Genomic DNA, 24,139 nt, shown 5'->3' with positions numbered 1-24,139 from the left:
TAACTTTGGTTTATGAGAAATGTGATTATTATTGCTTCGTTTTTTATATTCTTACTTTCTTGTAATAATGAAGATGATGTAGAAAATACAATTTATAAAGATAAATATGAACGATATATTGTCTATAAAGATTCTATAAATGATACTGTGAAAGGAAATGGAGTAGTGCGAGTTTCGCAAAAAAATAATGTATATAAATTTGATTTTGAAGGAAATTTTAAATCAATAAAATCATTAGAAAATATCCAGATGGAAATGACTGGTGGTAATACATTACGAAATGTAGATTGGACGCCAAGTAAACTAATTATGATGACAAAAGATAGTCTGAATATTTCTTATCAAACAAAAAATGAAACGTGGTTTGTGAGTGGTTTAAAGAAAGATATAATAAAAAAGACGCTAAATTAGCGTCTTTTTTATTGTTGTATTTTGAATAGATTATAATCCGAAAGCAGCTTGAACTTGCTCTACGAAATCTAATTTTTCCCATGTAAATAACTCAACTTCAACTTCTACAACTTCTTGTCCGTTAGCAGATTCAAAACGTTTTGTAACAGTTTGAGGCTGACGTCCTAAATGTCCGTAAGAAGCAGTTTCTTTGTAAATAGGACTTCTTAATTTGAATCTTTGCTCGATAGCAAAAGGTTTCATATCAAAAATTTCAAAAACTTTCTTAGAGATTTCTCCTTCAGTTAAATTAACTTTTTCTGTTCCAAATGTGTTTACTAATAAAGAAACTGGTGCAGCAACACCAATAGCATAAGAAACTTGTACCAAAACTTCATCTGCAACACCTGCTGCAACTAAGTTTTTTGCAATGTGACGCGCTGCATAAGCTGCAGAACGGTCAACTTTAGATGGATCTTTTCCAGAGAATGCACCACCACCGTGAGCACCTTTTCCTCCGTAAGTGTCTACAATAATTTTACGACCAGTTAAACCTGTATCTCCGTGAGGTCCTCCAATTACGAATTTTCCTGTTGGGTTGATATGATATTTAATATCAGCTGTAAACAAATCACGAATGTGAGTTGGTAATTGTACTTTAACACGAGGAATCAAAATGTTAATAATATCATTTGTGATTTTATCGCGCATCGCTTCTTCGTTTGCGAAATCATCATGTTGTGTAGAGATAACAATAGTATCTATACGAACAGGTTTGTTATCATTATCATACTCTATTGTTACCTGAGATTTTGCATCAGGACGTAAATATGGTAATAATTCAATCTCGTTTTTACGAATATTAGATAATTCTCTTAATAATTTGTGAGATAAATCTAATGCTAAAGGCATAAAGTTTTCTGTCTCGTTAGTTGCATAACCAAACATCATTCCTTGATCTCCAGCTCCTTGCTCTTCATCAGATTCACGTACAACACCTTGATTAATCTCTGGTGATTGCTCATGAATTGCTGATAAAATTCCACAAGAATTTGCATCAAACATATATTCACTTTTCGTATATCCGATTTCTGCAATAGTTTGTCTTGTAACTTTTTGTAAATCTATGTAAGCATTAGATTTTACTTCTCCTGCTAATACAACTTGTCCTGTTGTAACCAATGTTTCGCAAGCAACTTTACTTTTTGCATCAAAAGCTAAAAAGTGATCTAAGATAGAATCAGAAATTTGATCGGCAATTTTATCTGGATGCCCTTCAGAAACTGATTCTGATGTAAATAAGTATGACATTGAATAGTGTTTTTTAATAAATTAAAAAATAGAGAAGGAGTCAACTGAAGTCCTGTTTTAGCAATTGTTTTTATGAGGTTGCAATCAGTCAAATCTTTCCTCTTTTTGATTTTCGAGAACAAATATACAATGAATTATATGAATAAGAAAAGTATTTAATCATTAAATTTTAATAATCAAATTGAATATTTTTTTTTAGGTATGATTGTGATAAATTTAGAAGGAATTATTTAAAAAATCAAAATCAAAAAGTGTTTTAGAATAAATATTATGTTTTTTAATTAAAATGTCAATAATTTTCTATTTTATTATATAATTTAAAATTATTTTAGATAAATATTCAAAATAAAGTTCTTACTTTGGAGAAAATTAATTTTTAATGAAATTTGATACTCTCGACCAACAACTACTAATGTATTTACAAGAAAACAGTAAGATTACCTACAAGGAATTGTCTGATAAACTTAACTTATCTTCAACAGCAATACACGAACGAATTAAGAAACTTGAAAAAGCTGGTATTATAGAAAAATATGTAGCTTTAGTAAATAGAAGATTTATAAACAGAGAATTACTCGTTTTTAGTCATATCAAACTACAACAGCATTCCCAAGAAAATATTAAAGAGTTTGAGACTGAGATTCGAAATTTGAAAGAAGTCCAATCATGTTTTCATGTAAGTGGTGATTATGATTATATTGTAAAAATGTCTTTTGAAAATATGGACGAATACCGAAATTTTATGGTAAATAAATTAACAACAATCAAGGTAATTGGTAGTACGCATAGTACTTTTGTTATTGGTGATATAAAAGATGATACTGCATATCAATTGTTGTAAAAAATATATCTTTTTTAAATTACGGTAATTTATCTATTGAATAACCAAAAATCCCTTAATTATATTAATTGAGGGATTTTTGTTTTATGCATAAAAATCATCTTTAATAAATAAGTTGTCCAAAAGTTTATTCCTAAATTTGAATCCTTTTATTAGATACGCTTATAATCAGAATGCAATATATAGAGCTTTTACTTATCGGAATTTTTACAGCTTTACTTGGTACTTCCTTGCCAGGTTTGTTGAATATGACTGTGGTGAAAATAGGTAAGAGTGAAGGATATAAAAGCGCATATACTTTTATAAGTGGTGTAGGTATTGTGATTTCGATTCAGGTTTATTTAGCAATATTTTTTGCTAAATTTATTAATTTTAATGAAAAAGTAACCTTGTTATTTCGCGAAATAGGGCTTTTTGTATTTATTGTATTAACCATATATTTTCTCTTTTTTGCAGAAAATATTGACCGAAAAAAGCAAGAAAAAAAGCTTGAAAACAACGAAGTTAAGCAGAAAAATAAATTTATTTATGGTTTATTTTTAGCTTCTATTAATATTTTTCCTATTCCGTTTTATGTTTTTTTGAGCGCAACATTAACCTCTTATAACGTTATAGTTTTCGGAAATCCGAATAGTTCTATATTTACTTTAGGCGTTGTTATTGGTTCGCTTATGATGTTTTATTTGTACCTACGTATGTTTAATAATAAATCGAAAGACAATTCATTTGTTTTAAAAAATATTAATTACGTTATTGGTGGAGTTACAAGTGTTGTTTCCCTTTTAACAATTTATCAGTTGGTAAAATAAAATCGATCAATTAGTTTAAGTTTTCCTTTGGATGTGCATACTTTACAAGATATTTCATTGCTTCATCACATTCTTTTCCTTCAATTACAAAACTTAAAATATCTTCCGTTAATTCATCAATTAGTTGCGGATTAAACTCAAATTTTTTAGCCAAATCTATACATAATTCTCGTTCATTTTCATGTATATACAAATCAGAAACCATTAACAATACCAAGTCATATAACATTGTTAATCGATCTGTAAAAGTTGCAGGGAGTGAAAAAGGTAGTTGTGTTTTATCACTCAAAATATAATTTATTTCATTGATAGAGAGTTGATGATGTTTTGCTATTTCAGAGATGATTTGAATTTCTTTTTCATTTAAAATACCATCACTTTTTCCTAAAATAAATAGATTTTTGATGTGATTTAATTTATCAATTAAAGTCAAATTATTTTGCATATTTTTTACTTATTGCGCTTAGTTTATAAAAATAAACGAATAATCTAAATACTTAAAATTTATTTAATAAATTAACATTCTCAAAAGTTTGTAATGGAAAATTTTAAAGATAGAATAGATCATATTTATAACAATCAAATAGAAAATAGATGGATAATTTCTAGGCTTACACTTGAAGAACGAAGAGTATATTTAAGAAAATTAAAAGAATCTATTCTAAATCATCGAGAAGAAATAGAAGATGCTTTATTTCTAGATTTACGAAAATCTAAAATAGAGGCAGGCTCTACCGAAATTTTTCCTGTATTATCAGAAATTCGATTGTTTTTGAGAAAACTGAGTAAATGGTCAAAAGTAAAAACGGTACAAAATAGTTTATTGTTTTTTGGATCTAAGGCACAAATACAGCCAGAACCTATGGGAAATTGTCTGATTATTTCACCTTGGAATTATCCTTTTCAATTGTCTATTGTTCATTTAATTGCTTGTATTTCGGCAGGAAATACGGCAATTCTTAAACCATCAGAATTTACACCTAATGTTACACTTATTTTAGAAAAAATAATAAGAAATGTTTTTCCTGAAAATCATGTTGCTCTAATTGCTGGAAATGTAGAGGAAACAACTTATTTATTGACGAAAAAATTTAATCACATTCATTTTACAGGTTCTCCGAAAGTTGGAAAAATTGTGATGGAAGCAGGAGCAAAGTATTTGGCCTCGGTTACATTGGAGTTGGGCGGAAAATCTCCTTTAATTATTGATGGCACAATTCCAATGCAAGAAGCTGTAGAAAAAACTATTTGGGGAAAACTGATTAATTTTGGACAAACATGTATAGCGCCAGATTATATTTTAATTAAAGAAGAATTTCAACAAGAGTTTGTTCAAGTTTTTTCCGAGCATATAGAAAAAACATTTGGAAATGACCCTTCAAAATCAAATGATTTGGCAAGAATTATTAATCAAAATAATTTTAAAAGATTAAGAAATTTAATTGATGACGCGATTCAAAAAGGAGCAAATTCTCCTTTCGGGAATGAGTATCTAGAGAATGAATTATATATAAAACCAACTCTTTTAACCAACTTATCAGATGATGCTTTAATTAATGAAGAAGAAATTTTCGGACCAATATTTCCTATTTATACATTTAAAGAGATAGAAGAAGTAATTGATGTTATAAATTTGAAAGAAAAGCCTTTAGCTTTGTATATATTGTCTAAAAATACAAATTTTATCACTCAGATAAAAACACAAACTTCTTCTGGTGCAGTTTTGATTAATGAAACCTTGGTTCATATTCTTCATCCTAATTTACCTTTTGGTGGAGTTAACAATTCGGGAATTGGAGCTTCAACTGGTTATGAAGGTTTTAAAGATTTTTCGCATCTAAAACCAATTCTTAAAGTAAATCGATTATTATCTCCATCCAAATTTTTAAATTTTCCGTATAAACCAATAAAACAAACGGTTGTCAATTTTTTGATAAAATATTTTTAAATCATTTCAAACGTTTTCGATTTATATTTGTTTAATAGGACTTACAATGCTATTTTTGTATTTAAATCGATATAAAATTGTTATCTAAAAAGACGAAATACGGATTAAAAGCAATGGCTCATTTGGCTAGGCAAGAAACCAATAAACCTGTTTTGATTGGACAAATTTCTGACACAGAAGTAATTCCCAAAAAATTTTTGGAAGCTATTTTGTTGGATTTAAAAAAGCTTGGTTTTGTAAACTCAAAACAAGGAAAAGGAGGCGGATATTATTTAGCACGTGAACCAAAAGATATTAGCTTGGCGTCGTTGATCAGAGTTTTAGAAGGTCCTATTGCGCTTTTACCTTGTGTAAGTAAAAATTATTACGAAAAATGTGATGATTGCCCAAATGAAGGTGTTTGTACTTTAAATAGAGTAATGGTTGAATTGAGAGATTCTACATTAGAAATTTTGGAAAATAAATCTTTAGAAAGTTTAAAATAATTGAAGCCTGATTTATTCAGGCTTTTTATTTTTTAGAAAATTGTATAAAATATTCAAAGAATTATGTAAGTGTTTTTTGAATAGTTTAGCGTTAATTGCACAATAATTCAATGAAAAGTAAATCACTACAATTTAAGTTCAACGAAATATTAAAAAATCACAATTTTACGTTTCGTCGTTATTTATTAGCAATAAGTGGCGGAGTTGATAGCATGGTTTTATTAGATTTATTTCGTCAAACATCTGCTAATTTTCAGGTTGCACATTGTAATTTTCAATTGCGTGGAGAAGATTCGAATGGCGATGAAGAATTCGTACGAAATTATTGTGGTTTACATAATATTCCATTTCATTCGGTTCGATTTGATGTAGAAGCCTATCAAAAAACAGGAAATTATTCGGTAGAAATGGCTTGTAGAAATTTGAGGTATGACTGGTTTGCAGAAATACAACAAATTAACCATTTAGAAGATTTGGTGACAGCGCATCATTCAGACGATAATATCGAAACTTTCCTGATTAATTTATCTCGTGGAACAGGGTTGAAAGGTTTGGTTGGAATGCAAATAGATAATGGAAAAATTTTTCGTCCGTTGTTGAATTTCACGAAGAATGATTTGTTAGAATATGCTAAAAATAACACTTTAGCTTGGCGAGAAGATTATACAAATGCCACGGATGATTATACAAGAAATAAGATTAGGCATCATATTTTATCCGTTCTAAAAGAAGTTCATACGCAATTTGATGAGAATTTTTTGGCTACTTTAAGTCATATCAATGATAATTATTTAATTGTACAGCAAAGAGTTGATGAACTTGCAAGTTGTTTATTTACAGGAAGTAATCCAATAAAAATAGAGATTAAAGAATTAAAAAAACTTGAGCCGTTAGAAACTTATATTCATTATTTATTTGAAAAATATAATTTTAATTCGCCTTACGAAATTCTGAAATTTTTGGATGCAGAAACGGGAAGTGAAATAAAATCAACAACTTATAGATTAATAAAAGACCGCGAATATTTACTTTTAAAAAATATTGAAGAGATAGATGACAATGAAATCACAATTTTAGATGATTTTATTGAAATCAAATCGTTAAATTTGAAGTTCGTGAAATCGATAAATCCACACGAAAATGCTACTGAAATAGTAGACTTTACATCAATTTTGTTTCCGCTTAAACTACGAAAAGTGAAAGAAGGAGATTATTTTTATCCGATAGGAATGAAAGGTCAAAAAAAATTGATAAGTAAGTTTATGAAAGATTTAAAACTCTCTAAATTAGAAAAAGAGCAAGTTTGGCTTTTATGTGATCAAAAAGATCAGATTATTTGGGTCGTAAATTATCGTTTGGATGAACGTTTTAAAACAACAAAAGCAAGTAAAAACTTTTTAAACATCACACTATGTTAAAGAAACTTTGGATACTTTTTTTGTTTCCAATTTTAGTAAATGCACAACTATTTAGTCCTGCTAAATGGTCGAGTTCGGTAAAAGAGGTTGGACAAAATGAGTTTGAAATTGAGGTATCAGGAAAAATTGATAAAGGTTGGCACCTTTATTCCTCAAAACATCCTGATGGAGGAATAGGAATTCCTGCGAATGCAACTTTTAAAGCTGGACCAAATTCAAAATTGGTCGGTAGTTTTAGAGAAGTTGGAAAACGCATTGATAAATACAGTCAGATTTTTGAGCAAGATGAAAAATATTTTGAAAATCAGGTAAAATTTGTTCAGAAAGTAAAAGTTACTGGTGATAAACCAGTTAATGTCAATTATACAATAGAGTTTCAGATGTGTGATGCAGAGCGTTGTTTACCACCAGATGAAACAAGTGGAACAGTAAAATTAACGCCTTCTGTAAAAATCGACGATAAAACGGAGGTAACAGAAGAAAAAGCAGAGGAAGACTCCCAAAAAATAGTAGATTCTGTAGCGACGACAACTGTTTCTTCAGATTCAATTAACCAAGATTCAACAGCGACAACTGTTTCATCTGTTCAAGATACAGTTAAGAAAATTGATGATTCTTTATTAGCTGATAATGAGAAAAAAGACAATGGTTTATGGAAAATCTTTTCTTTAGGATTTTTAGGAGGTTTAGCAGCTTTGTTAATGCCTTGTATTTTCCCGATGATTCCGTTAACTGTAAGTATGTTTACAAAACAAAGTAAATCGAAAGGAGAGGGAATTGGTAAAGCATTTGTTTATGGTTTATCTATTATTGTAATTTATGTTTTATTAGGATTATTAGCAACAGTTACTTTTGGACCATCGGTTCTGAATGAAATGTCTACAAATCCGTGGGTAAACTTAGCATTCTTTGTTGTTTTTGTCATTTTTGCAATATCATTTTTTGGAGCTTTTGAATTAACGTTACCAAGTAAATGGATAAATGCTGCGGATAAAGGTGCAGATAAAGGAGGATTGATCGGAATTTTCTTTATGGCTTTCACTTTAGCATTAGTTTCATTTTCGTGTACAGGACCAATTATTGGTTCACTTTTAGTACAAGCTACACAAGGAGGAAATTATTATTCGCTAATGATCGGAATGTTCGGATTTTCATTGGCTTTAGCAATTCCTTTTACATTATTTGCAATGTTCCCAGGTTGGTTAAATTCTATGCCAAAATCTGGAGGTTGGTTAAATACAATAAAGGTTTCATTAGGATTTATAGAATTAGCTTTTGCATTAAAATTCTTATCAAATGCCGATTTGGTTTGGCAAATGAATTGGGTACCAAGAGAAATTTTCTTAGCATTTTGGATTGCAATTTTCTTCCTTTTAGGATTATATCTTTTAGGTAAATTTAGATTAGAATTAGACGGACCAACTCAAACAATAGGAGTTCCAAGATTATTTTTCGCAATATTCTCTTTTACATTTGTTGTTTATATGATTCCAGGTTTATGGGGAGCACCACTTAAATATTTGAGCGGATTAACACCTCCAATGACCTATTCAGAATCACCACGTGGATTTCACGAAGGAACAGGTGGTGGTGGGGCTGTTGCAAAGTTTGATGATCCTAATATGGTAGCTGGACCACATGGAATTCCATCTTTCAAAGATTTTGATCAAGGCGCAGCTTACGCAACAAAAGTAGGAAAACCAATATTGTTAGATTTTACTGGACACGCATGTGCAAACTGCCGTAAAGTAGAGGAGCGCGTTTGGAGTGACGAAGGTGTAAAGAAAATTTTGACAGAAGATGTTGTTTTGATTTCGTTATATGTTGACGAAGCGAAAGAATTGCCAGAAGATCAAAAAGTATTTTCTAAAGCACTAAATCGTAATTTAAAAACAGTTGGTAATAAATGGACTGCTTTTGAGATTGAACATTTCAATGCGAATGCACAGCCTTATTATATTTTGGTTGATAAGGATTTAAATCGTTTTTCTAAACCTTTGGAAGCTGAACTTGATATTGAAGTTTACTTAAAATGGTTGAATGACGGAATTGCGAAGTATAAAGCAAAATAAGATTTATATATAATTATAAAAAGCAGTACAATTTTTTTGTATTGCTTTTTTGTTTAAAATATGAAACTATTTTTATTTGATTGATGCAAGTTTTAATAATGCCATTGTAGTATTGTAATTTCGAGTTGTAGCTTCAACTTTTAATAGATTTTCTAATAAATTAGTCGTCAGTTTTGTATTTCCATACCCAAGTGGACAATAAAGGTAAACTACGTTATTCGAAAAAGCGATATCTTCACCTTCTTGCCTTTTATTGGCAATACTTTCAATACTACTATAATCGGGTCTTGCTTGAAGAAAAGTAAAATGTAAAAATTCAGTATTTTTTGATGAATCTTTAGTAAAAGGATTATCAGCAACAATTTCTTCCAATTCATCTTTGGTTAAGACAATAACAGGAACATCAAAATCAAATACTTCTTTTATTTTGGATTTTATTAATTGCTCTATTTCATTTGAATCGTCTATTTCAGAACAAAAAACAACATTACCACTTTGTACATAAGTTATAACATCTAGAAAACCTAGTTGTTCGTATACAGCTTCTAAAGCGTTCATTTTTATGAGTTTTTTACCACTCACATTAATGCCTCTTAATATTGAAATATAACTTATCATAAATACATTTTTAACTATTTTGCATTTAAATCTCTTTTAAAGAAATTCGTATTATAACTTTCATAAAAGTACATCTTAATGCATATAGATTAAATATAAATTGAAAAAATAATTAAATCAATATAAAATATACAACTAGCTATTTTGGTTAGTTTTATAAGATAAGTTTAAGTAGTTTTTACTTGCTGAATAGATTGTAGATAAAATACTTTATTAATTTTTAAGTAGTTTAATTTAAGTGAATTAGTGTTATTTATTTAAAGTGAAATTTTAATATAAAATAAACTCTTGGTATTTTGAATTAAAATTCGTCAGTTAGAGTGATTTTTAGAAATGATAATAAATAAAAATTGTATCGAGAATAGAATTTTACTCGAATTGACGGTTTTATTGCTAAAATTAGCAAAATGTAGAATAGGTTATAAAAAGTTTATTTTTAACTGTTTTGATAAAACCTTAAACTTTTCTTTTTATAATTTTTCTTCGTTTTTGTTTTAAAAATAATATTCTAATGATACGATATCCATACGTTACCTTTTTGTGTTTTGTAATGATAGGAAAAGCCATTGTGCACATTAATGCAATGCATGCAGTTGTACCTAAAGCACCACCAAAGCCATTGAAAACTTTACTGGTATAATGCAATAAAACAGAAAAAAGAATAGGTGAAAATATCAGTGAAAAATAACTAATATTAATGCTAGAAGAAACCATACCAATAAAGGTGCCTCCAATAACATATAAAGGAATATTTTTAGTATATATTTCAGGTAAAAGTGTTGGAAAAAAATAGAATAACCCTCCAATAATTAATGCAATTGAAGCTGAAGCTCGTACAGGACCTTGTTTGAAACGTATATTCAATTCAAAGGTTAAAAATGTAGCAATTACGGATGTGCTTGCAAAAATCAAAAAATCAATCATCTAACCAAAAATTAATTTAAATAATAACATACTCAACAATACGCCAATAAAAGCTAAAGTTCCTAATTTCCCGCCAACGCCTACAAATAGAGATTTTGTTGCAAAAAATAACAAGGCTGTAAACATTCCAGCTGTAATAATCATCAAATAAACATATTCAAAATTTAATGAGGTCATACCAATAAAGGCTCCACAATAAATTGGAGCAGCAAGTTGTTTTAGATAATTTGATTTTGGATTGATAATCGTCAAAAATGAGCCAATTGTACCTACAATTCCAGCAGAAAAAACACCTCCCAATCCTAATTTATTATTCAGTAAATAAGTAATAATTGCAGAAATAGGAATCCAAAGAACTAAACTTTTTTGATCAAAAGAAAATTCATGATGATGAAGAGGAAATTTTCTGTAAACAATAACTAGCATCAAACAAATTAAAACGACTATATAAGGCACAGCATAATGTTTTATTCGTTCATTTAAAATGGCAAATAAAAATAAAAACTGAATGATAAATATGGTCAGAATTGTAAAAAACTTGATGATGCGTTTACTCTTCAAAAACTTTTTGATTTTATGAGTTGCAAATTTATAAAGTCTAAAAGTAAAAAGGGTAATATCTCTTTCAAAATATTACCCTTTTTATATCATGTTTTGTGTTTATTCTGCGATCAATTTGTCTAATAAAGCATTTATTTCTTTATCGTTCCAATCTCTTGTTTTTGTTTCGCTTAAAACAACTTCTCCTTTTTTGTTTAGAATATAAGTTGTAGGAAAAACTTTTGGTAGCATATTGTTAGACAAAGGACTACTTGGTTCGTAAACCGGCATTGTGTAGTTATTTTTTAATAAAAACGCATTGAATACTGCTGGTTTATCTTGAATTGTAATCAAAACAAATTTTACTTTTTTACCTTTTGCTTCGTATAATTTCTGAATAGTTGGCATTTCTGCAACACAAGGTGGGCACCAACTTCCCCAATAATTAAGAAAAACAACTTCTCCACTATTTTTTATATCCAATAAATTGGTATTTGTAGCACCATTGTATCCAGTTAAATCAACATCATAATCACTGTCTAAAAGTTGAACATCACTTCCTGCCAAATGGCTATCATCTTCCATTTTACTTTTCAGAAACGTTCCAATTGGGGTGAACATTACGGCTATTAAACCAAGAACTACTAATATGGCTAAAATGATTTGTTTATTTTTTTTCATCAATCAATCTTTAAATTTTAATCGAATTATTCAACAAAGATGCGAACAAAAAGCAACTTCTACAAATGATATTAGTCGGTTATAATTAAAGTTTTGTTAAATTAAATTGTGTGCAATTTAATTTGATATACATTTGCACTGAAATGATTGAACAAGATTTAAATAATTTAAAATTAGAGAATCAACTTTGTTTTCCAATTTATGTTTTGGTGAGAGATATTGTAAATGAATATCGTCCGTTACTTAATGATTTGGATCTTACTTATCCGCAATATTTGGTGCTACTTGTTTTATGGGAAAAAGATGATATGACTGTAAATCAAATAGGAGAGAAGCTTTCTTTGGATAGTGGAACTTTAACACCGTTATTGAAAAGACTAGAGCAAAAAGAAATTGTAACAAGAGTTAGAAGTAAAAATGATGAACGTGTAGTTAAAATTAACTTAACCAAACATGGAAAGGATTTACAAATAAAAGCTTGTGAAATTCCATCAAAATTAGCCGAAAAAATGAATATTTCTATGGAAGATTTAATGGATTTGAAAAGAATAATTACAAAAATAAAATCAAAATAAACAAATATGAAAACATTGTATACAGCTTCTGTTACTGCAACAGGAGGAAGAAATGGAAAAGTTAAAAGTGAAAATGGAGTAGTAGATTTTGATGTTCGTATGCCAAAAAGTTTGGGTGGAGCAAATGATGATTATCTAAATCCAGAATTGCTATTTGCAGCAGGATATTCTGCTTGTTTTGATAGTGCTTTGAATTTGGTTTTGCAACAAAATAAAGTAAAAGCAGAAACAACTGTAAAAGCAGATGTAAGTATTGGACAAATAGAAAATGGTGGATTTGGATTAGCTGTAGTTTTATCAGTTTCGGTTTTAGGAGTTTCCTTAGAAGATGCAAAATTATATGTAGAAAAAGCACATCAAATTTGCCCATATTCTAATGCTACACGTAATAATATTGATGTAGAGCTAATTGTATCAAATAATTAATAATAAATTAATCAACTATAATAATGCAAATAGTAGCAAATATTTTGACCGCAATCGTTCTCATCGAGCATTTATATATTCTTTGGATGGAAATGTTTGCTTGGGAAACTGTAGGAAAAAAAGTCTTTGGAAAAAGTCTTTCTCCAGAACTTTTTAAACCAACAAAAGCGTTGGCGGCAAATCAAGGTTTGTACAATGGTTTTTTAGCAGCCGGATTGGTTTGGTCTTTTTTAATAGACAATGCAGAATGGGCAATTAACATTCGTTTATTTTTCTTAGGATGTGTTATTGTGGCAGGTTTATATGGTGCAATGACTGCGTTTAAAAAAATATTTTTTGTACAAGCGTTACCTGCTATATTGGCATTTATAATGGTTTTTATTACTAAATAATAGAAAAATGAATTTAATAGAAAATTTAGAATGGAGACATGCAACAAAAGCATACGATCCTACTAAAAAAGTAAGTGAAAAAGATTTAAATGAAATTTTAGAAGCTGTACGTTTAGCTCCAACTTCATCTGGTTTACAGCAGTTTCGTGTTGTAGTGGTAGAAGATCAGGAAACTAAATCTAAATTGGTTAAAGGAGCACTTAATCCTGAATGTGTGACAGATTGTTCTCATATACTTGTTTTTGCAGCCTGGGACAATTACACGGACGAAAAAATAGATAAAGTATATGATTTAACGACTGATGAAAGAGATTTACCAAGAGGTCGTTTTGATAGTTATACAAGTCAATTGAAGGAAAGTCTTTCTCAATTAACAAATGAGCAACATTTTGAGCATGCTGCAAAACAAGCTTATATCGGTTTAGGTTTAGCTTTGGCACAAGCTGCCGAACTTAGAATTGATAGTACGCCGGTAGAAGGATTTAGTAGTCAGGTTTTTGATGAAGTTTTAGATTTGCCTGCAAAAGGACTAAAAAGTACTGTAATTATGTATTTAGGTTACAGCGACACAAGCAAAGATTGGTTGTCTTCTATGAAAAAAGTAAGAATTCCGATGAATGAGTTTGCTATCCGAGCAAAATAAAAATAGATAAAGGTGCAATGTAATTTGCACCTTTTTTATACAAAATATTTCTAGCCAAATTAGTTTAAAATAATCTTAAAAAAGTTAATATTTTTAGAAGTTTTTGTATTATTATCAGCAAGTTAAAAACTTATTGTAATTTTGCAAAAAATTACTTTTGTCTATTCGTCTTCAATATACTTTATCCAAAAAATCCATCTATGTTATTGCATTATTCGTCAGTTTAATTGTAATTATAGCGTTGATTGCTCTGAGCTATTTGATAAATAACGAAAGCCAAAAAACCAACGAAGATTTTGTCCGAAAAGGTTTTTTAAGAAAGTATGAAGCTATTGAACATGAATTTAAAAACATAGAAGAATATCAAAGTGTTTTGCAAAAAGTTGTAAATAGAAGTAATAAAAACAATTATGCAGATCATTTTTCTATTCTGAATGATCTAAATTTTAATAGAAAATTAATTCGTGACAATTGGTATACTTTTTATCAGCCTGATAAAGAAAAGATTACAGATCATACTATTCTCTCTAAAATTCTTAATAAACCAACAATCAAAGATTATAAAAATATCTATCTTGTTAAGAATCAACAAATAAATAATTTTTTAATTAATTATAATGATACCTTATATTGGGTGAATTATGACACTGTGAAAGTTTCTAAAACAGAAAATTTATTTTACGGATCTACAATCAATTTATACGATTTATATCAATTTTTTATAGATATAGATATAAATGCAACCAATTACGCTTATATTTTTAATAAAGATGGAATTTGTTTAACACATCCCAACGAAAAATTTATAGGAAAAAATGTGTTCGATTTTACAGACATAAAAGCAAATGATACAATAACAAGTACAATTGTAACTCGTTTTCCACAAGACAAATACACGGAAAACGAAGCCTCGTCGGAATTTATAGAAAATACAAATATTAAACGTTTTATAAAACCACTAAAAACCAAAAATTTTGATGGTTATGTCGTTGTCAATCACCTTGATCTTATTATTAATGAAAATGTAGAACGAATTAAGTTTTACATAACGTTTATATTTTTAGTTACGTTTCTTTTAATCATTTTTATATTTCTTATTTTCAATAAATTAACAACCAAAGCTTATAGGGAAAAAGAAGAAATTAATGATGAAAAAAATAGACTGATTGTAGAAAATGAGAAAATAAATAATGTAAATACATTGAATCAATTGAATCAATTAAAGAATCAAATCAATCCACATTTTTTATTCAATTCTCTTAATTCTTTGTACATGTTAATTGGCTTGAACAAAGAAAATGCGCAGAAATTTACAATGAATTTATCTAAGATTTATCGTTATCTAATTGTATCCCCTAAAGAAAATACTGTAGTTGTAGAAAAAGAATTAGAGTTTATTCAGCAATATATGGAATTGCAAGAAATCCGATTTTCGGAAGAATTAATCTTTAAATTAATTATTGAAGACAAACACAGTTTAGCTAAAAAAATTCCTTATTTAGCCTTACAAATTGTTGTCGAAAATGCCATAAAACATAATATTGCTACAATTGATCAACCTTTAATGATAAATATTATCGTAAAATCTGATTTGATTATTGTTAAAAATACTTTTCAGAAAAAAGCTAAGGCGACAGAAAATGAGAAATTTGGTTTAAACTATTTACAAAAAATCTATCATTTTTATCAAGTTAATAATTTTTTGACCAAAGTAGAAAACGAAGAATTTATTTGTTTTTTACCTTACATCGAACCAAACTAACCATTCACTCCAAAAAACTAACCACTCACTCCAAAAAACTATTATTATAAGAAAACTGCGATTAAGTTTATGCCATAATTAATGATAATTTAATGTTCGAATGAGTCAAAATAAGGAAAGAAAGAATTATAAATTAGCACTATATCTTGGTTTGGCAATGTCTTCGGCTGTTGTTTATGGACAGAAGAAAGAAGATAAAAAAGCTGAAAAAGATAAAACTGAGAAAAAAGATTCAACTGTAACGAAAGTTAAAAAAATAGATGAATTAATAAAAAAAGGAACGTATAAGAAAGGTTTATTCAATACAATTCAAGTTAAGACAGATATCTATTTTGAGATTCCAGATACTTTATTTGGGCGCCAATTTTTGGTCGTTAATAAATTGTCTCAAGTTCCGATGGAAGTTAACGAAGCGGGCTTGAATAAAGGAATGAACTACGAAAACAAAGTGATTTCTTTTTATCATGATAAAGTAGCTAAAAAAGTGTGGGTCAAAACAATTGTTCCACAAGTTTCTTCGCCTAAAAATGATGCAATTACAGCTTCTGTGAAAGATAATTTTTCGGAATCGATTATAGAAGTTTTTGATATAGAAGCTCAAAATAGCGATTCGACAGCAGTTGCGATTAAAGTGAACAAAATTTTTGATGGAAATCAAAAAAGTTTTAATGATGTATTAACGAACGTAGGTTTAGGAGGTTCGGTAAAGGCAAATCTATCATATGTAGAGAATGTAAAAACGTTTCCAGAAAACATTGTGGTTAAGTCTCAGTTAACGACAAGTGTAAATGAAGGAGGGGTAGATTTGGCTGTTACCTTGGGTGTTACAAGTAATATTGTTTTACTTTCGACAACTCCTATGCAACCTAGGTTAGCAGATAATCGTGTGGGATATTTCACAGAAAAACATTGGTTTTTTAATGATGCTCAACACAAAATGGAAGATCAACGCTTTATTACAAAATGGCGTTTAGAACCAAAAGACGAGGATAAAGAAAAATATTTGAAAGGTGAATTAGTAGAACCTAAGAAACCAATTATTTATTATATCGATCCTTCGACACCAAAACAATGGCGTCAAAAAATTATTGCTGGTGTACACGATTGGCAAGTCGCTTTTGAGAAAGCAGGTTTCAAAAATGCAATTATTGCAAAAGAACCAACTGCTGATGACAAAGATTTTGATATTGATGATGTGCGTTATTCAGTGATTACGTATGCAGCTTCTCCAAAAGCGAATGCAATGGGACCTTCTGTAGTTGATCCACGTAGTGGAGAAATTTTAGAAGCTGATATCATTTGGTGGCACAATGTAATGACTTCTTTGCATGATTGGATGCGTATTCAAACTGGTCCAATTGATCCAAAAGCGAGAGGAAATAAATTTAGTGACGAACACATGGGAGAAGCAATTCGTTTTGTGTCTTCTCATGAAGTAGGACATACATTTGGTTTGAAGCATAACATGGGTTCTTCTTTTTCTTATCCAGTAGAATCTTTACGTTCTAAAGAATTTACAGACAAAATGGGTGGAACAGCTCCTTCTATTATGGATTATGCCCGTTACAATTATGTGGCACAACCAGAAGATGGCGTTACAGCAATTACACCAAAAATTGGGTTGTATGATAAATATGCAATAGAGTGGGGATATCGTTGGTTTCCAAATCAAGAAACGGAGAAAACATCACTTCGTAATATGATTGAAAAACATGAGGATGATCCGATGTATTTCTATGGTGAACAACAAGGTTATTTAAGTACAATTGATCCACGTTCTCAATCAGAAGATTTAGGTGATGATGCTGTTTTGGCGAGTGAATATGGAATGAAAAATCTAAAACGTGTTTCAGAAAACATTTTGAAATGGACGTACGAAGATGGAAAAAGCTATATCAATACAGGGAAATTATATTACCAAACAATCGGGCAGTGGGATTTATATTCAAATCACGTTTTAGCGAATGTTGGTGGAATTTATCTGAACAATACGTTTTTTGGAATTGATAAAAAAGCATACGAACCAGTTTCAGCAGAAATGCAACGCAAAGCTGTTAATTATTTAAATGAAAATGTAATCAATTTACCAAAATGGTTATTCTTCAATGATATTTTAGATAAAACGTATGCCATCAAAAACTCTCCAATGGGACCTTACGAGCAAACGCCGTATACATTGGCAAGAGAAATGCAATATGGGTTGATTTATAATTTATTTACAGATGATCGTTTGTTACGTCTTTTAGAAAATGAATTGAATCACCAAGAATTAAAATCAAACGAAAAAATCTATACAGTTGAAAATTTATTTGATCAAGTAAGAAGTACAGCTTTTGATAAAAAAACAAACTTAACGATTCTTGAAAAAATGACTCAAAAAAATTATGTTGATGCTTTAATTGTTTCGACAAACAAATTATTTGAGAAAACAACTGTTGCAGCACTTACAGTTGACCAAAACCTACAAATACCAACTATCTGTAATTATTTGGACGAAGAAAAAATGGCACGTAATATCAACTATTCTTCTATGAAAAGAGTGTCAGAAGTGACAACTTATAAAAGAGCAGAATTGCAACGCGTGTTGACTTTGTTAAACAAGAAAAAGAATAATGGAGATGCGTCTACAAAAGCGCATTATGCTGATTTAATCATTCGTATTAAAGAAGCTTTAAAGTAAGATATAGAAATGAAAAAGACACTCATTCTTTTGCCACTTTTTGCGGCAAGTATTGCGTTTTCTCAAGAAAAGAGAGTGATTACAGGTTCGGTTCAAGACGAAAAATTGTTGATCGGAATTGCTGGTGCATCTGTTAAAATTGAAGCTCAATCAATTTCAACAGTAACAGATCAAAAAGGAATTATAGAAAGTGTAACAGTTGGTACTGTTACAGACGAAGATGGTTTCTTTTCCTTAGAAGTTCCTGCGAATACAAAATCTGTATTGATTAGTTATTTAGGTTATGATTCTAAATTAATTGAACTTTCTACAGATTTAACAACGTATCATGTTAGTTTAAAATCAACTTCAGGTGAAGCTCTTCCAGAGAATAATGACTTGAAAGAAGTTGTGGTAACTGGTTATCAAAAAATTGAAAAACGTAAGTTAACTTCAGCAGTATCAACTGTAAAAATGGATGATATTCAACAAGCTGGTGTGGCAAGTGTTGATCAATTATTAAGTGGGCAAATTGCTGGTGTAGCTGTATCAACAGAAACGGGGTCGCCAGGTTCTCCAAGTAAAATTAGAATTCGTGGTACAGCTTCTCTTTCAGGACCACAAGATCCATTATGGGTGATTGATGGTTTACCATTAGAAGGAAATGATGTACCAAACTTTAGCGATAAAGATAACATCGATCAATTGCAAAACTTTTCTATCGCGGGATTAAATCCAAACGATATCGAAGATATTACGATTCTTAAAGATGCTGCTGCAACGGCTATTTATGGTGCAAGAGCTGCGAATGGTGTAATTTCGATTACAACAAAACGTGGTAAAAAAGGCGCTATGACGGTTAACTTTTCGGCGAATACATTTGTAACGGCTCGTCCAGATTTTGATCGTTTGAATTTATTGAACTCTTCTCAAAAAGTTGATCTTGAATTAATGCTTGCTGGTCGCGACGATTTAACGTATCGTACAGACAAAGGTGAAGTAATGCGAATTTTGCAAAAGAATAATCAATTAGATGCTTTACGAAATGGAGGATTTAATTCTTTAGATCTTACAACGCAAAATCAAATTAATTCTTTACGAAATAATACAACAGATTGGGGAAAATTATTGTATCGTAATGCAATTAATACACAATATGGATTGAGTATTTCTGGAGGAAATGATCGTTCTGATTATTATTTCTCGTTAGGTTATTATGATGAACAAGGAACTACAATTGGAACTGGTTTTGAACGTTATAATCTTACTTTAAAAAATAATTATAAACTAAACGATAAATTAGATGTAGGGATTTCTATTTTTGCAACTTCAAGTGATAAAAAATCTTTTGTAACAGATGCTGATGCGTCAATCAACCCGATTAATTATTCACGAAATGCGAATCCATATTTATCTCCATTTAATGAAGATGGTTCTTATCGCTATGATCAAGATATTGATGGATATGATGATCGTTCTATTCCATTCAATTTTATTGAAGAAAGAGAAAATACAAATTATACATTAAAAAATCGTTCGTTAAAAGGAATTGTTGATTTTAATTATCAATTAGCAAAAGGTTTAAAATTAACATCTCAATTCGGAATTCAATACGATAGTAATAAAACAGAAAAATACGCAGAACAAGAAACTTATTTTACACGTAAAATGAGAGAAGGAACGCGTTATTATAAATCTGGACAATATCTATATTTCTTACCAGACGGAGGAGTTAAACAAAATTGGGATAACGAATTTTTTCAATATAACTGGAAATTACAAGGAACATATAGTACAACGATTAACAATCGTCACGAAATTGACTTGATGGCTGGTACAGAAATTCGTCACACACAAAATGAGACGACTTTAACACGTGCTTTTGGTTACAATAAAATAACGAAAACAGGGACAGCAATCGTTTTCCCAAACTCAAGCTCTGCCGCTGACAAACGTTACGAAACGTACAGAGAAATGCCTACGGATGAAAATGCGTATGTGTCTACATTTGCAACAGCTTCGTATACATTAGACAGAAAATATACTCTTTTTGGTAGTGTACGTTATGATGGGACGAATTTATTTGGTGTTAACAAAAAATATAAATATTTACCAATTTGGGCAGTTTCTGGTTCTTGGTTAGTTTCAAAAGAATCGTTTATGGAGAATGTCGATTTCATTTCGAATCTTCGTTTACGTGCTTCTTATGGTTTACAAGGAAATATTGATCGTAATACTTCTCCATTTTTTATTGGTGAGTATAATGATGCGACAATTTTACCAGGTAATAAAGAAGATATTATCAATGCGATTAATTTACCTAATGATTTGTTACGTTGGGAAAAAACAACCAACACAAATATTGGGTTAGATTTAGGTCTTTTCAAAAATCGTATCAACCTTGCTGTTGATGTTTACAACCGTAAAGGAACAGATATGATTAGTATGCGCGAAACGCCTTTAGAAACTGGTTTTGAATATACAATGGTGAATTGGGGTGAATTGACAAACAAAGGTTTCGAGATTGCTTTAACAACACGTAACATTGATAAGAAAAACTTTAAATGGTCGACAACAGTTAATTTTGCACACAATAAAAGTAAAGTTCTTAAAGAACAACAACGCGAAAATAGTTTAATTCCATCTCGTGAAGGTTTACCTGTAAATGCAATTTTTGCTTTAAAAACAGCTGGATTTGATGAACACGGAAATCCAATGTTCTGGAAAGGTGATGAAAAAGTTTCTGCGAAAGAATTCTTTGCTTTGTATGATTTATACGAAGACTTTTTACCAGGAGAATTTGTTGATTCTAAATTAACAAGCGAGGAGAAACGTAATTTATTTACATATATCGGAGATCGTGATCCTAAATTTACAGGAGGTATTATCAATAATTTCAAAATTCACAATTTTGATTTAACGATTTCAGCAGCTTTCAATTTAAAACAAACTGTGATGAGAACGCCTTCTTATCGTGGAATGGAATTGGATCCAGGTCGTAATTATACACAAGATATTTTCGAGGCAGGTTCTACACTTCCAGGAATTACAAGTCCAATTAAGGGTGATAACGATAGTTGGATGGCGAACAAATGGTTTGCAGGAAACAATGCGAATGCATACAATTTATTAGACATTTGGGCGAAGGAAATTAGCTATATGCGAATCAGTAGTATTCGTGTTGGTTATACTTTACCAAACAAATATGCTGAGGTTGTAGGTTTCAAAAGTGCTCGTTTTAGCTTAGAAGGACGTAATTTATTTGTGTTTAGTAATGGATACAAAGGTTATTTTGATCCAGAAACATACGGAAATATTTATGCACAACCAATTGCAAAATCTGTAACAGTAGGAGTTAATGTTTCTTTCTAAATTTTAAAGTCAAATGAAAAAAATATTTTTATTATTAAGCATAGTTGCAGTTAGCTTTACAGCAGTTAGTTGTGACAATTATTTGGATATTGAACCAGACGGAAAAGTGATTCCAAAAACGGTAGAAGATTATCGTATGGTATTAACGAATGCCTATTCAAAATATCCAACACACAAGTCTTTGACAGCTTTACGAACAGATGAGGTTACATTGAATGAATATTCAAATGATTTCATTTCATATCGTGAGATTGCGCAATGGAAGGATACAAATCCAGATCAAATATCAATTCAATTTCCTTGGGTTACTTTTTATACAGTGATTTTTTATGCCAATCAAATCATCAATGAAGGACAACAAACAATGGAAAATTCTGCTGAAAGAGATCAATTATTAGCAGAAGCTTATGCGCTACGTGCTTATGCATATTTTGATTTAGTGAATTTATACGGTAAACCATATAATTCGGCAACAGCAAGTACAGACAAAGGAGTTCCTTTAAATTTAAAAGTAGATTTAGAAGCAACGCTTAAGCCATCATCTGTTCAAGAAGTTTACAATCACATTGAGTCTGATTTAGCACAAGCAACGAAGTTGATGAAAATGGATCAGCAATTAGCGGGATTAAATTATAGATTTTCGAATGCAGCTTTAAATGCTTTAGAAGCAAGAATCGCTTTGTACAAAAATGAATGGCAAAAAGCAATTGATTTTTCTGATTCTACGCTAAAAATAAAAGGTGATTTAGTGAATTTGAACACGACAAAACAAGTTCCAAATCATTACACATCTGCCGAATCTATTTTAGCTTTAGACAATACCTTGAACAATGCTGTACAATATATGGCGTATGTTTCGCCAGAATTGTTAAGTAGTTACGATACTCAAAATGATTTACGTTTTTCTCTTTATTTTGAGAAAAATGGATCAAAATATAAAGTCATCAAAGGTGGAAATTCAGAATTCAAAACGTCTTTTCGTGTAGCTGAATTATATTTCATCAAAGCTGAATCGTATTTGAAATTAAACAAATTAGATCAAGCAAAGGCAACATTGTTTACCGTTTTACAAAATCGTTATTCAGCAACTGGTTTTACAAAACTACAAACTGAAATTTCTGCAATGAATTCTACTGAATTGATGAAGTTTATTTTAGATGAACGTTTCAGAGAATTTGCGTTAGAAGGACAACGTTGGTATGATTTACGTCGTGCAGATCAAAAACAAATTATACATCATATTTCAGATAAAGAATATATTTTACAGAAAAATGATGTTCGTTATACAATAGAAATTCCACAAGCAGCAAAGCTCAATAATCCTCATTTATAACATTTTTAAACCGCCTTTATTTATCATTTAGGCGGTTATTTTTTTTTTGTATTTTTGTGCAATTATGAATATTGCACTTGTTGAAGACGAATTATTGGCGGTAACTTATCTAAAAAATCTTTTAGAGCAACAAGATATTGTGCCAATTACTGCATTGACTATATTACGTTCTAAAAAACAAGCAATAGAATTTTTAAAAGATAATTCTGTCGACCTCATTTTTATGGATATTCATTTAGGTGACGGAAAAAGCTTTGAGATATTTGAAGAAATAGAACTTTTTGCTCCAATTATTTTTATCACCGCTTACGATGAATACGCAATCAAAGTATTCAAACTCTTTACAATAGATTATATTTTAAAACCTTTTGAAGAAAGTCAATTAGAGCTTGCTTTGCATAAATTTGTTTCAATTAGAAATAGTTTTGATGCATCTTCTACATTACAATCTATAGTTGCTTTAGAAAAGCATGAATCAACTATGGTTAATCGTTTTTTGGTGATGAATGGTCATAAATTTAGATCGATAGAAGAAGAGGAGGTTGCTTACTTCTTTGCCTCAGGAAAACATCTTTTTTTAACGACAAAAGACTATAAAACATATATTTATGATGATACAATAAAAGATGTTATTCATAAATTAAATCCCAGAAATTTCTTCAAAATTAACCGTAAATTTATTGTGCATATCAATTCGATCACGGAGATTATAAAACATACTAGTCAAAAAATTGAAGTCAAATTAGAACCAATTCCAGAAATTAATTCATCTATTTTTGTGAGTAAAACTCAAATTTCCGAATGGAAAAATTGGTTAGATTCTAGTATTTGATTACCCGTTGTACATTTTGCTAATTTTAGAAATTAACCCGTCAATTCGAATGGAATTCTGTAAGAATTTTGTATCGAGAATAAGGTTTTAGAAGATAAAATTCTATTC

The 24,139-nt window shown here is 29.8% G+C and carries 22 protein-coding genes; 16 read left to right on the top strand and 6 right to left on the bottom strand.

From position 1 onward, the window contains the following. The first annotated feature begins 12 nt into the window (after nucleotides 1–12). Nucleotides 13–411, top strand: coding sequence for a hypothetical protein (locus tag RSC72_RS10470; RefSeq protein ID WP_332547034.1), 399 nt, complete (start codon nucleotides 13–15; stop codon nucleotides 409–411). 30 nt (nucleotides 412–441) lie between these two features. Here the strand turns inward: RSC72_RS10470 and metK are convergent, their stop codons facing one another. Next, nucleotides 442–1,701 (bottom strand): methionine adenosyltransferase, encoded by a 1,260-nt coding sequence (gene metK / locus RSC72_RS10465; protein ID WP_332547035.1) that lies wholly within the window; start codon nucleotides 1,699–1,701, stop codon nucleotides 442–444. Nucleotides 1,702–2,080: 379 nt separating this feature from the next. Between metK and RSC72_RS10460 the strand changes: the two genes are divergently transcribed. Further along, nucleotides 2,081–2,542, top strand: a complete 462-nt coding sequence (locus RSC72_RS10460; protein ID WP_332547037.1) for an Lrp/AsnC family transcriptional regulator — start codon at nucleotides 2,081–2,083, stop codon at nucleotides 2,540–2,542. Between the two features lie 173 nt (nucleotides 2,543–2,715). Next, nucleotides 2,716–3,351: a LysE family transporter gene (locus tag RSC72_RS10455; RefSeq protein WP_332565970.1), complete on the top strand. Its 636-nt coding sequence runs from the start codon at nucleotides 2,716–2,718 to the stop codon at nucleotides 3,349–3,351. A gap of 10 nt (nucleotides 3,352–3,361) precedes the next feature. Here RSC72_RS10455 and RSC72_RS10450 read toward each other — a convergent pair whose 3' ends face one another. Further along, nucleotides 3,362–3,796, bottom strand: coding sequence for a hypothetical protein (locus RSC72_RS10450; protein ID WP_332547015.1), 435 nt, complete (start codon nucleotides 3,794–3,796; stop codon nucleotides 3,362–3,364). A gap of 93 nt (nucleotides 3,797–3,889) precedes the next feature. Between RSC72_RS10450 and RSC72_RS10445 the strand changes: the two genes are divergently transcribed. From RSC72_RS10445 to RSC72_RS10430, 4 genes are all read left to right on the top strand, one after another. Then, the gene (locus RSC72_RS10445) at nucleotides 3,890–5,299 is read left to right on the top strand and encodes an aldehyde dehydrogenase family protein (RefSeq protein ID WP_332547016.1); all 1,410 of its coding nucleotides are present in this window, start codon (nucleotides 3,890–3,892) and stop codon (nucleotides 5,297–5,299) included. Nucleotides 5,300–5,376: 77 nt separating this feature from the next. Beyond that, nucleotides 5,377–5,784 carry an RrF2 family transcriptional regulator gene (locus tag RSC72_RS10440; RefSeq protein WP_332547017.1) on the top strand — a complete coding sequence of 136 codons (408 nt, stop codon included), beginning with the start codon at nucleotides 5,377–5,379 and terminating at the stop codon, nucleotides 5,782–5,784. 110 nt (nucleotides 5,785–5,894) lie between these two features. Next, a complete protein-coding gene (gene tilS, locus RSC72_RS10435; protein ID WP_332565971.1) occupies nucleotides 5,895–7,202 on the top strand; it encodes a tRNA lysidine(34) synthetase TilS in 1,308 nt (435 codons plus the stop codon). Continuing rightward, nucleotides 7,196–9,274: a protein-disulfide reductase DsbD family protein gene (locus RSC72_RS10430; RefSeq protein ID WP_332578491.1), complete on the top strand. Its 2,079-nt coding sequence runs from the start codon at nucleotides 7,196–7,198 to the stop codon at nucleotides 9,272–9,274. The genes tilS and RSC72_RS10430 overlap by 7 nt, the downstream gene beginning before the upstream one ends. Before the next feature lie 72 nt (nucleotides 9,275–9,346). Here RSC72_RS10430 and RSC72_RS10425 read toward each other — a convergent pair whose 3' ends face one another. From RSC72_RS10425 to RSC72_RS10410, 4 genes are all read right to left on the bottom strand, one after another. Next, a complete protein-coding gene (locus tag RSC72_RS10425; protein WP_332565973.1) occupies nucleotides 9,347–9,892 on the bottom strand; it encodes a DUF1697 domain-containing protein in 546 nt (181 codons plus the stop codon). Between the two features lie 456 nt (nucleotides 9,893–10,348). Beyond that, nucleotides 10,349–10,816, bottom strand: coding sequence for a hypothetical protein (locus RSC72_RS10420; protein WP_332544978.1), 468 nt, complete (start codon nucleotides 10,814–10,816; stop codon nucleotides 10,349–10,351). Continuing rightward, entirely contained in the window at nucleotides 10,817–11,242 is a 426-nt protein-coding gene (locus RSC72_RS10415; protein WP_332544980.1) for a hypothetical protein, read from the bottom strand. It lies immediately after the preceding gene. A gap of 234 nt (nucleotides 11,243–11,476) precedes the next feature. Beyond that, complete coding sequence (locus tag RSC72_RS10410; protein ID WP_332544981.1) at nucleotides 11,477–12,037, bottom strand: TlpA family protein disulfide reductase; 561 nt, start codon at nucleotides 12,035–12,037, stop codon at nucleotides 11,477–11,479. A 143-nt stretch (nucleotides 12,038–12,180) separates the two neighbouring features. On the opposite strand from RSC72_RS10410, the gene RSC72_RS10405 reads away from it, so the two are divergent. The 9 genes from RSC72_RS10405 (at nucleotide 12,181) to RSC72_RS10365 (ending at nucleotide 24,031) form a co-directional block, all read left to right on the top strand. Next, complete coding sequence (locus RSC72_RS10405) at nucleotides 12,181–12,612, top strand: MarR family winged helix-turn-helix transcriptional regulator (RefSeq protein WP_332544982.1); 432 nt, start codon at nucleotides 12,181–12,183, stop codon at nucleotides 12,610–12,612. A 6-nt stretch (nucleotides 12,613–12,618) separates the two neighbouring features. Beyond that, nucleotides 12,619–13,038, top strand: a complete 420-nt coding sequence (locus RSC72_RS10400; RefSeq protein WP_332544983.1) for an organic hydroperoxide resistance protein — start codon at nucleotides 12,619–12,621, stop codon at nucleotides 13,036–13,038. Between the two features lie 23 nt (nucleotides 13,039–13,061). Continuing rightward, a complete protein-coding gene (locus tag RSC72_RS10395) occupies nucleotides 13,062–13,430 on the top strand; it encodes a DUF1304 domain-containing protein (protein ID WP_332544984.1) in 369 nt (122 codons plus the stop codon). A gap of 7 nt (nucleotides 13,431–13,437) precedes the next feature. Continuing rightward, a complete protein-coding gene (locus RSC72_RS10390) occupies nucleotides 13,438–14,073 on the top strand; it encodes an NAD(P)H-dependent oxidoreductase (RefSeq protein ID WP_332544985.1) in 636 nt (211 codons plus the stop codon). 157 nt (nucleotides 14,074–14,230) lie between these two features. Continuing rightward, on the top strand, nucleotides 14,231–15,835 hold the full coding sequence (locus RSC72_RS10385) for a histidine kinase (protein ID WP_332544986.1): 1,605 nt from the start codon (nucleotides 14,231–14,233) through the stop codon (nucleotides 15,833–15,835). Between the two features lie 100 nt (nucleotides 15,836–15,935). After that, the gene (locus tag RSC72_RS10380; RefSeq protein WP_442878328.1) at nucleotides 15,936–18,515 is read left to right on the top strand and encodes a zinc-dependent metalloprotease; all 2,580 of its coding nucleotides are present in this window, start codon (nucleotides 15,936–15,938) and stop codon (nucleotides 18,513–18,515) included. A gap of 9 nt (nucleotides 18,516–18,524) precedes the next feature. Then, a complete protein-coding gene (locus RSC72_RS10375) occupies nucleotides 18,525–21,866 on the top strand; it encodes a SusC/RagA family TonB-linked outer membrane protein (RefSeq protein WP_332544987.1) in 3,342 nt (1,113 codons plus the stop codon). A gap of 13 nt (nucleotides 21,867–21,879) precedes the next feature. Beyond that, nucleotides 21,880–23,199 (top strand): RagB/SusD family nutrient uptake outer membrane protein, encoded by a 1,320-nt coding sequence (locus RSC72_RS10370; protein WP_332544988.1) that lies wholly within the window; start codon nucleotides 21,880–21,882, stop codon nucleotides 23,197–23,199. 64 nt (nucleotides 23,200–23,263) lie between these two features. Then, the gene (locus RSC72_RS10365; protein ID WP_332544990.1) at nucleotides 23,264–24,031 is read left to right on the top strand and encodes a LytR/AlgR family response regulator transcription factor; all 768 of its coding nucleotides are present in this window, start codon (nucleotides 23,264–23,266) and stop codon (nucleotides 24,029–24,031) included. The last annotated feature ends 108 nt before the right edge of the window (nucleotides 24,032–24,139 follow it).

This window comes from Algoriella sp. (assembly GCF_036647415.1).
Taxonomy (GTDB): domain Bacteria; phylum Bacteroidota; class Bacteroidia; order Flavobacteriales; family Weeksellaceae; genus Empedobacter.
Note: the sequence above shows the minus strand (reverse complement) of the source record. Positions and strands in the feature narration are given on the sequence as shown.

Excerpts from the sequence above, each read along its gene's own strand:
- RSC72_RS10470 (WP_332547034.1), top strand. The coding sequence starts at position 13 with ATGAGAAATGTGATTATTATTGCTTCGTTTTTTATATTCTTACTTTCT.
- metK (WP_332547035.1), bottom strand. The coding sequence starts at position 1,701 with ATGTCATACTTATTTACATCAGAATCAGTTTCTGAAGGGCATCCAGAT.
- RSC72_RS10460 (WP_332547037.1), top strand. The coding sequence starts at position 2,081 with ATGAAATTTGATACTCTCGACCAACAACTACTAATGTATTTACAAGAA.
- RSC72_RS10455 (WP_332565970.1), top strand. The coding sequence starts at position 2,716 with ATGCAATATATAGAGCTTTTACTTATCGGAATTTTTACAGCTTTACTT.
- RSC72_RS10450 (WP_332547015.1), bottom strand. The coding sequence starts at position 3,796 with ATGCAAAATAATTTGACTTTAATTGATAAATTAAATCACATCAAAAAT.
- RSC72_RS10445 (WP_332547016.1), top strand. The coding sequence starts at position 3,890 with ATGGAAAATTTTAAAGATAGAATAGATCATATTTATAACAATCAAATA.
- tilS (WP_332565971.1), top strand. The coding sequence starts at position 5,895 with ATGAAAAGTAAATCACTACAATTTAAGTTCAACGAAATATTAAAAAAT.
- RSC72_RS10430 (WP_332578491.1), top strand. The coding sequence starts at position 7,196 with ATGTTAAAGAAACTTTGGATACTTTTTTTGTTTCCAATTTTAGTAAAT.
- RSC72_RS10425 (WP_332565973.1), bottom strand. The coding sequence starts at position 9,892 with ATGATAAGTTATATTTCAATATTAAGAGGCATTAATGTGAGTGGTAAA.
- RSC72_RS10420 (WP_332544978.1), bottom strand. The coding sequence starts at position 10,816 with ATGATTGATTTTTTGATTTTTGCAAGCACATCCGTAATTGCTACATTT.
- RSC72_RS10415 (WP_332544980.1), bottom strand. The coding sequence starts at position 11,242 with ATGCTAGTTATTGTTTACAGAAAATTTCCTCTTCATCATCATGAATTT.
- RSC72_RS10410 (WP_332544981.1), bottom strand. The coding sequence starts at position 12,037 with ATGAAAAAAAATAAACAAATCATTTTAGCCATATTAGTAGTTCTTGGT.
- RSC72_RS10405 (WP_332544982.1), top strand. The coding sequence starts at position 12,181 with ATGATTGAACAAGATTTAAATAATTTAAAATTAGAGAATCAACTTTGT.
- RSC72_RS10400 (WP_332544983.1), top strand. The coding sequence starts at position 12,619 with ATGAAAACATTGTATACAGCTTCTGTTACTGCAACAGGAGGAAGAAAT.
- RSC72_RS10395 (WP_332544984.1), top strand. The coding sequence starts at position 13,062 with ATGCAAATAGTAGCAAATATTTTGACCGCAATCGTTCTCATCGAGCAT.
- RSC72_RS10390 (WP_332544985.1), top strand. The coding sequence starts at position 13,438 with ATGAATTTAATAGAAAATTTAGAATGGAGACATGCAACAAAAGCATAC.
- RSC72_RS10380 (WP_442878328.1), top strand. The coding sequence starts at position 15,936 with ATGAGTCAAAATAAGGAAAGAAAGAATTATAAATTAGCACTATATCTT.
- RSC72_RS10375 (WP_332544987.1), top strand. The coding sequence starts at position 18,525 with ATGAAAAAGACACTCATTCTTTTGCCACTTTTTGCGGCAAGTATTGCG.
- RSC72_RS10370 (WP_332544988.1), top strand. The coding sequence starts at position 21,880 with ATGAAAAAAATATTTTTATTATTAAGCATAGTTGCAGTTAGCTTTACA.
- RSC72_RS10365 (WP_332544990.1), top strand. The coding sequence starts at position 23,264 with ATGAATATTGCACTTGTTGAAGACGAATTATTGGCGGTAACTTATCTA.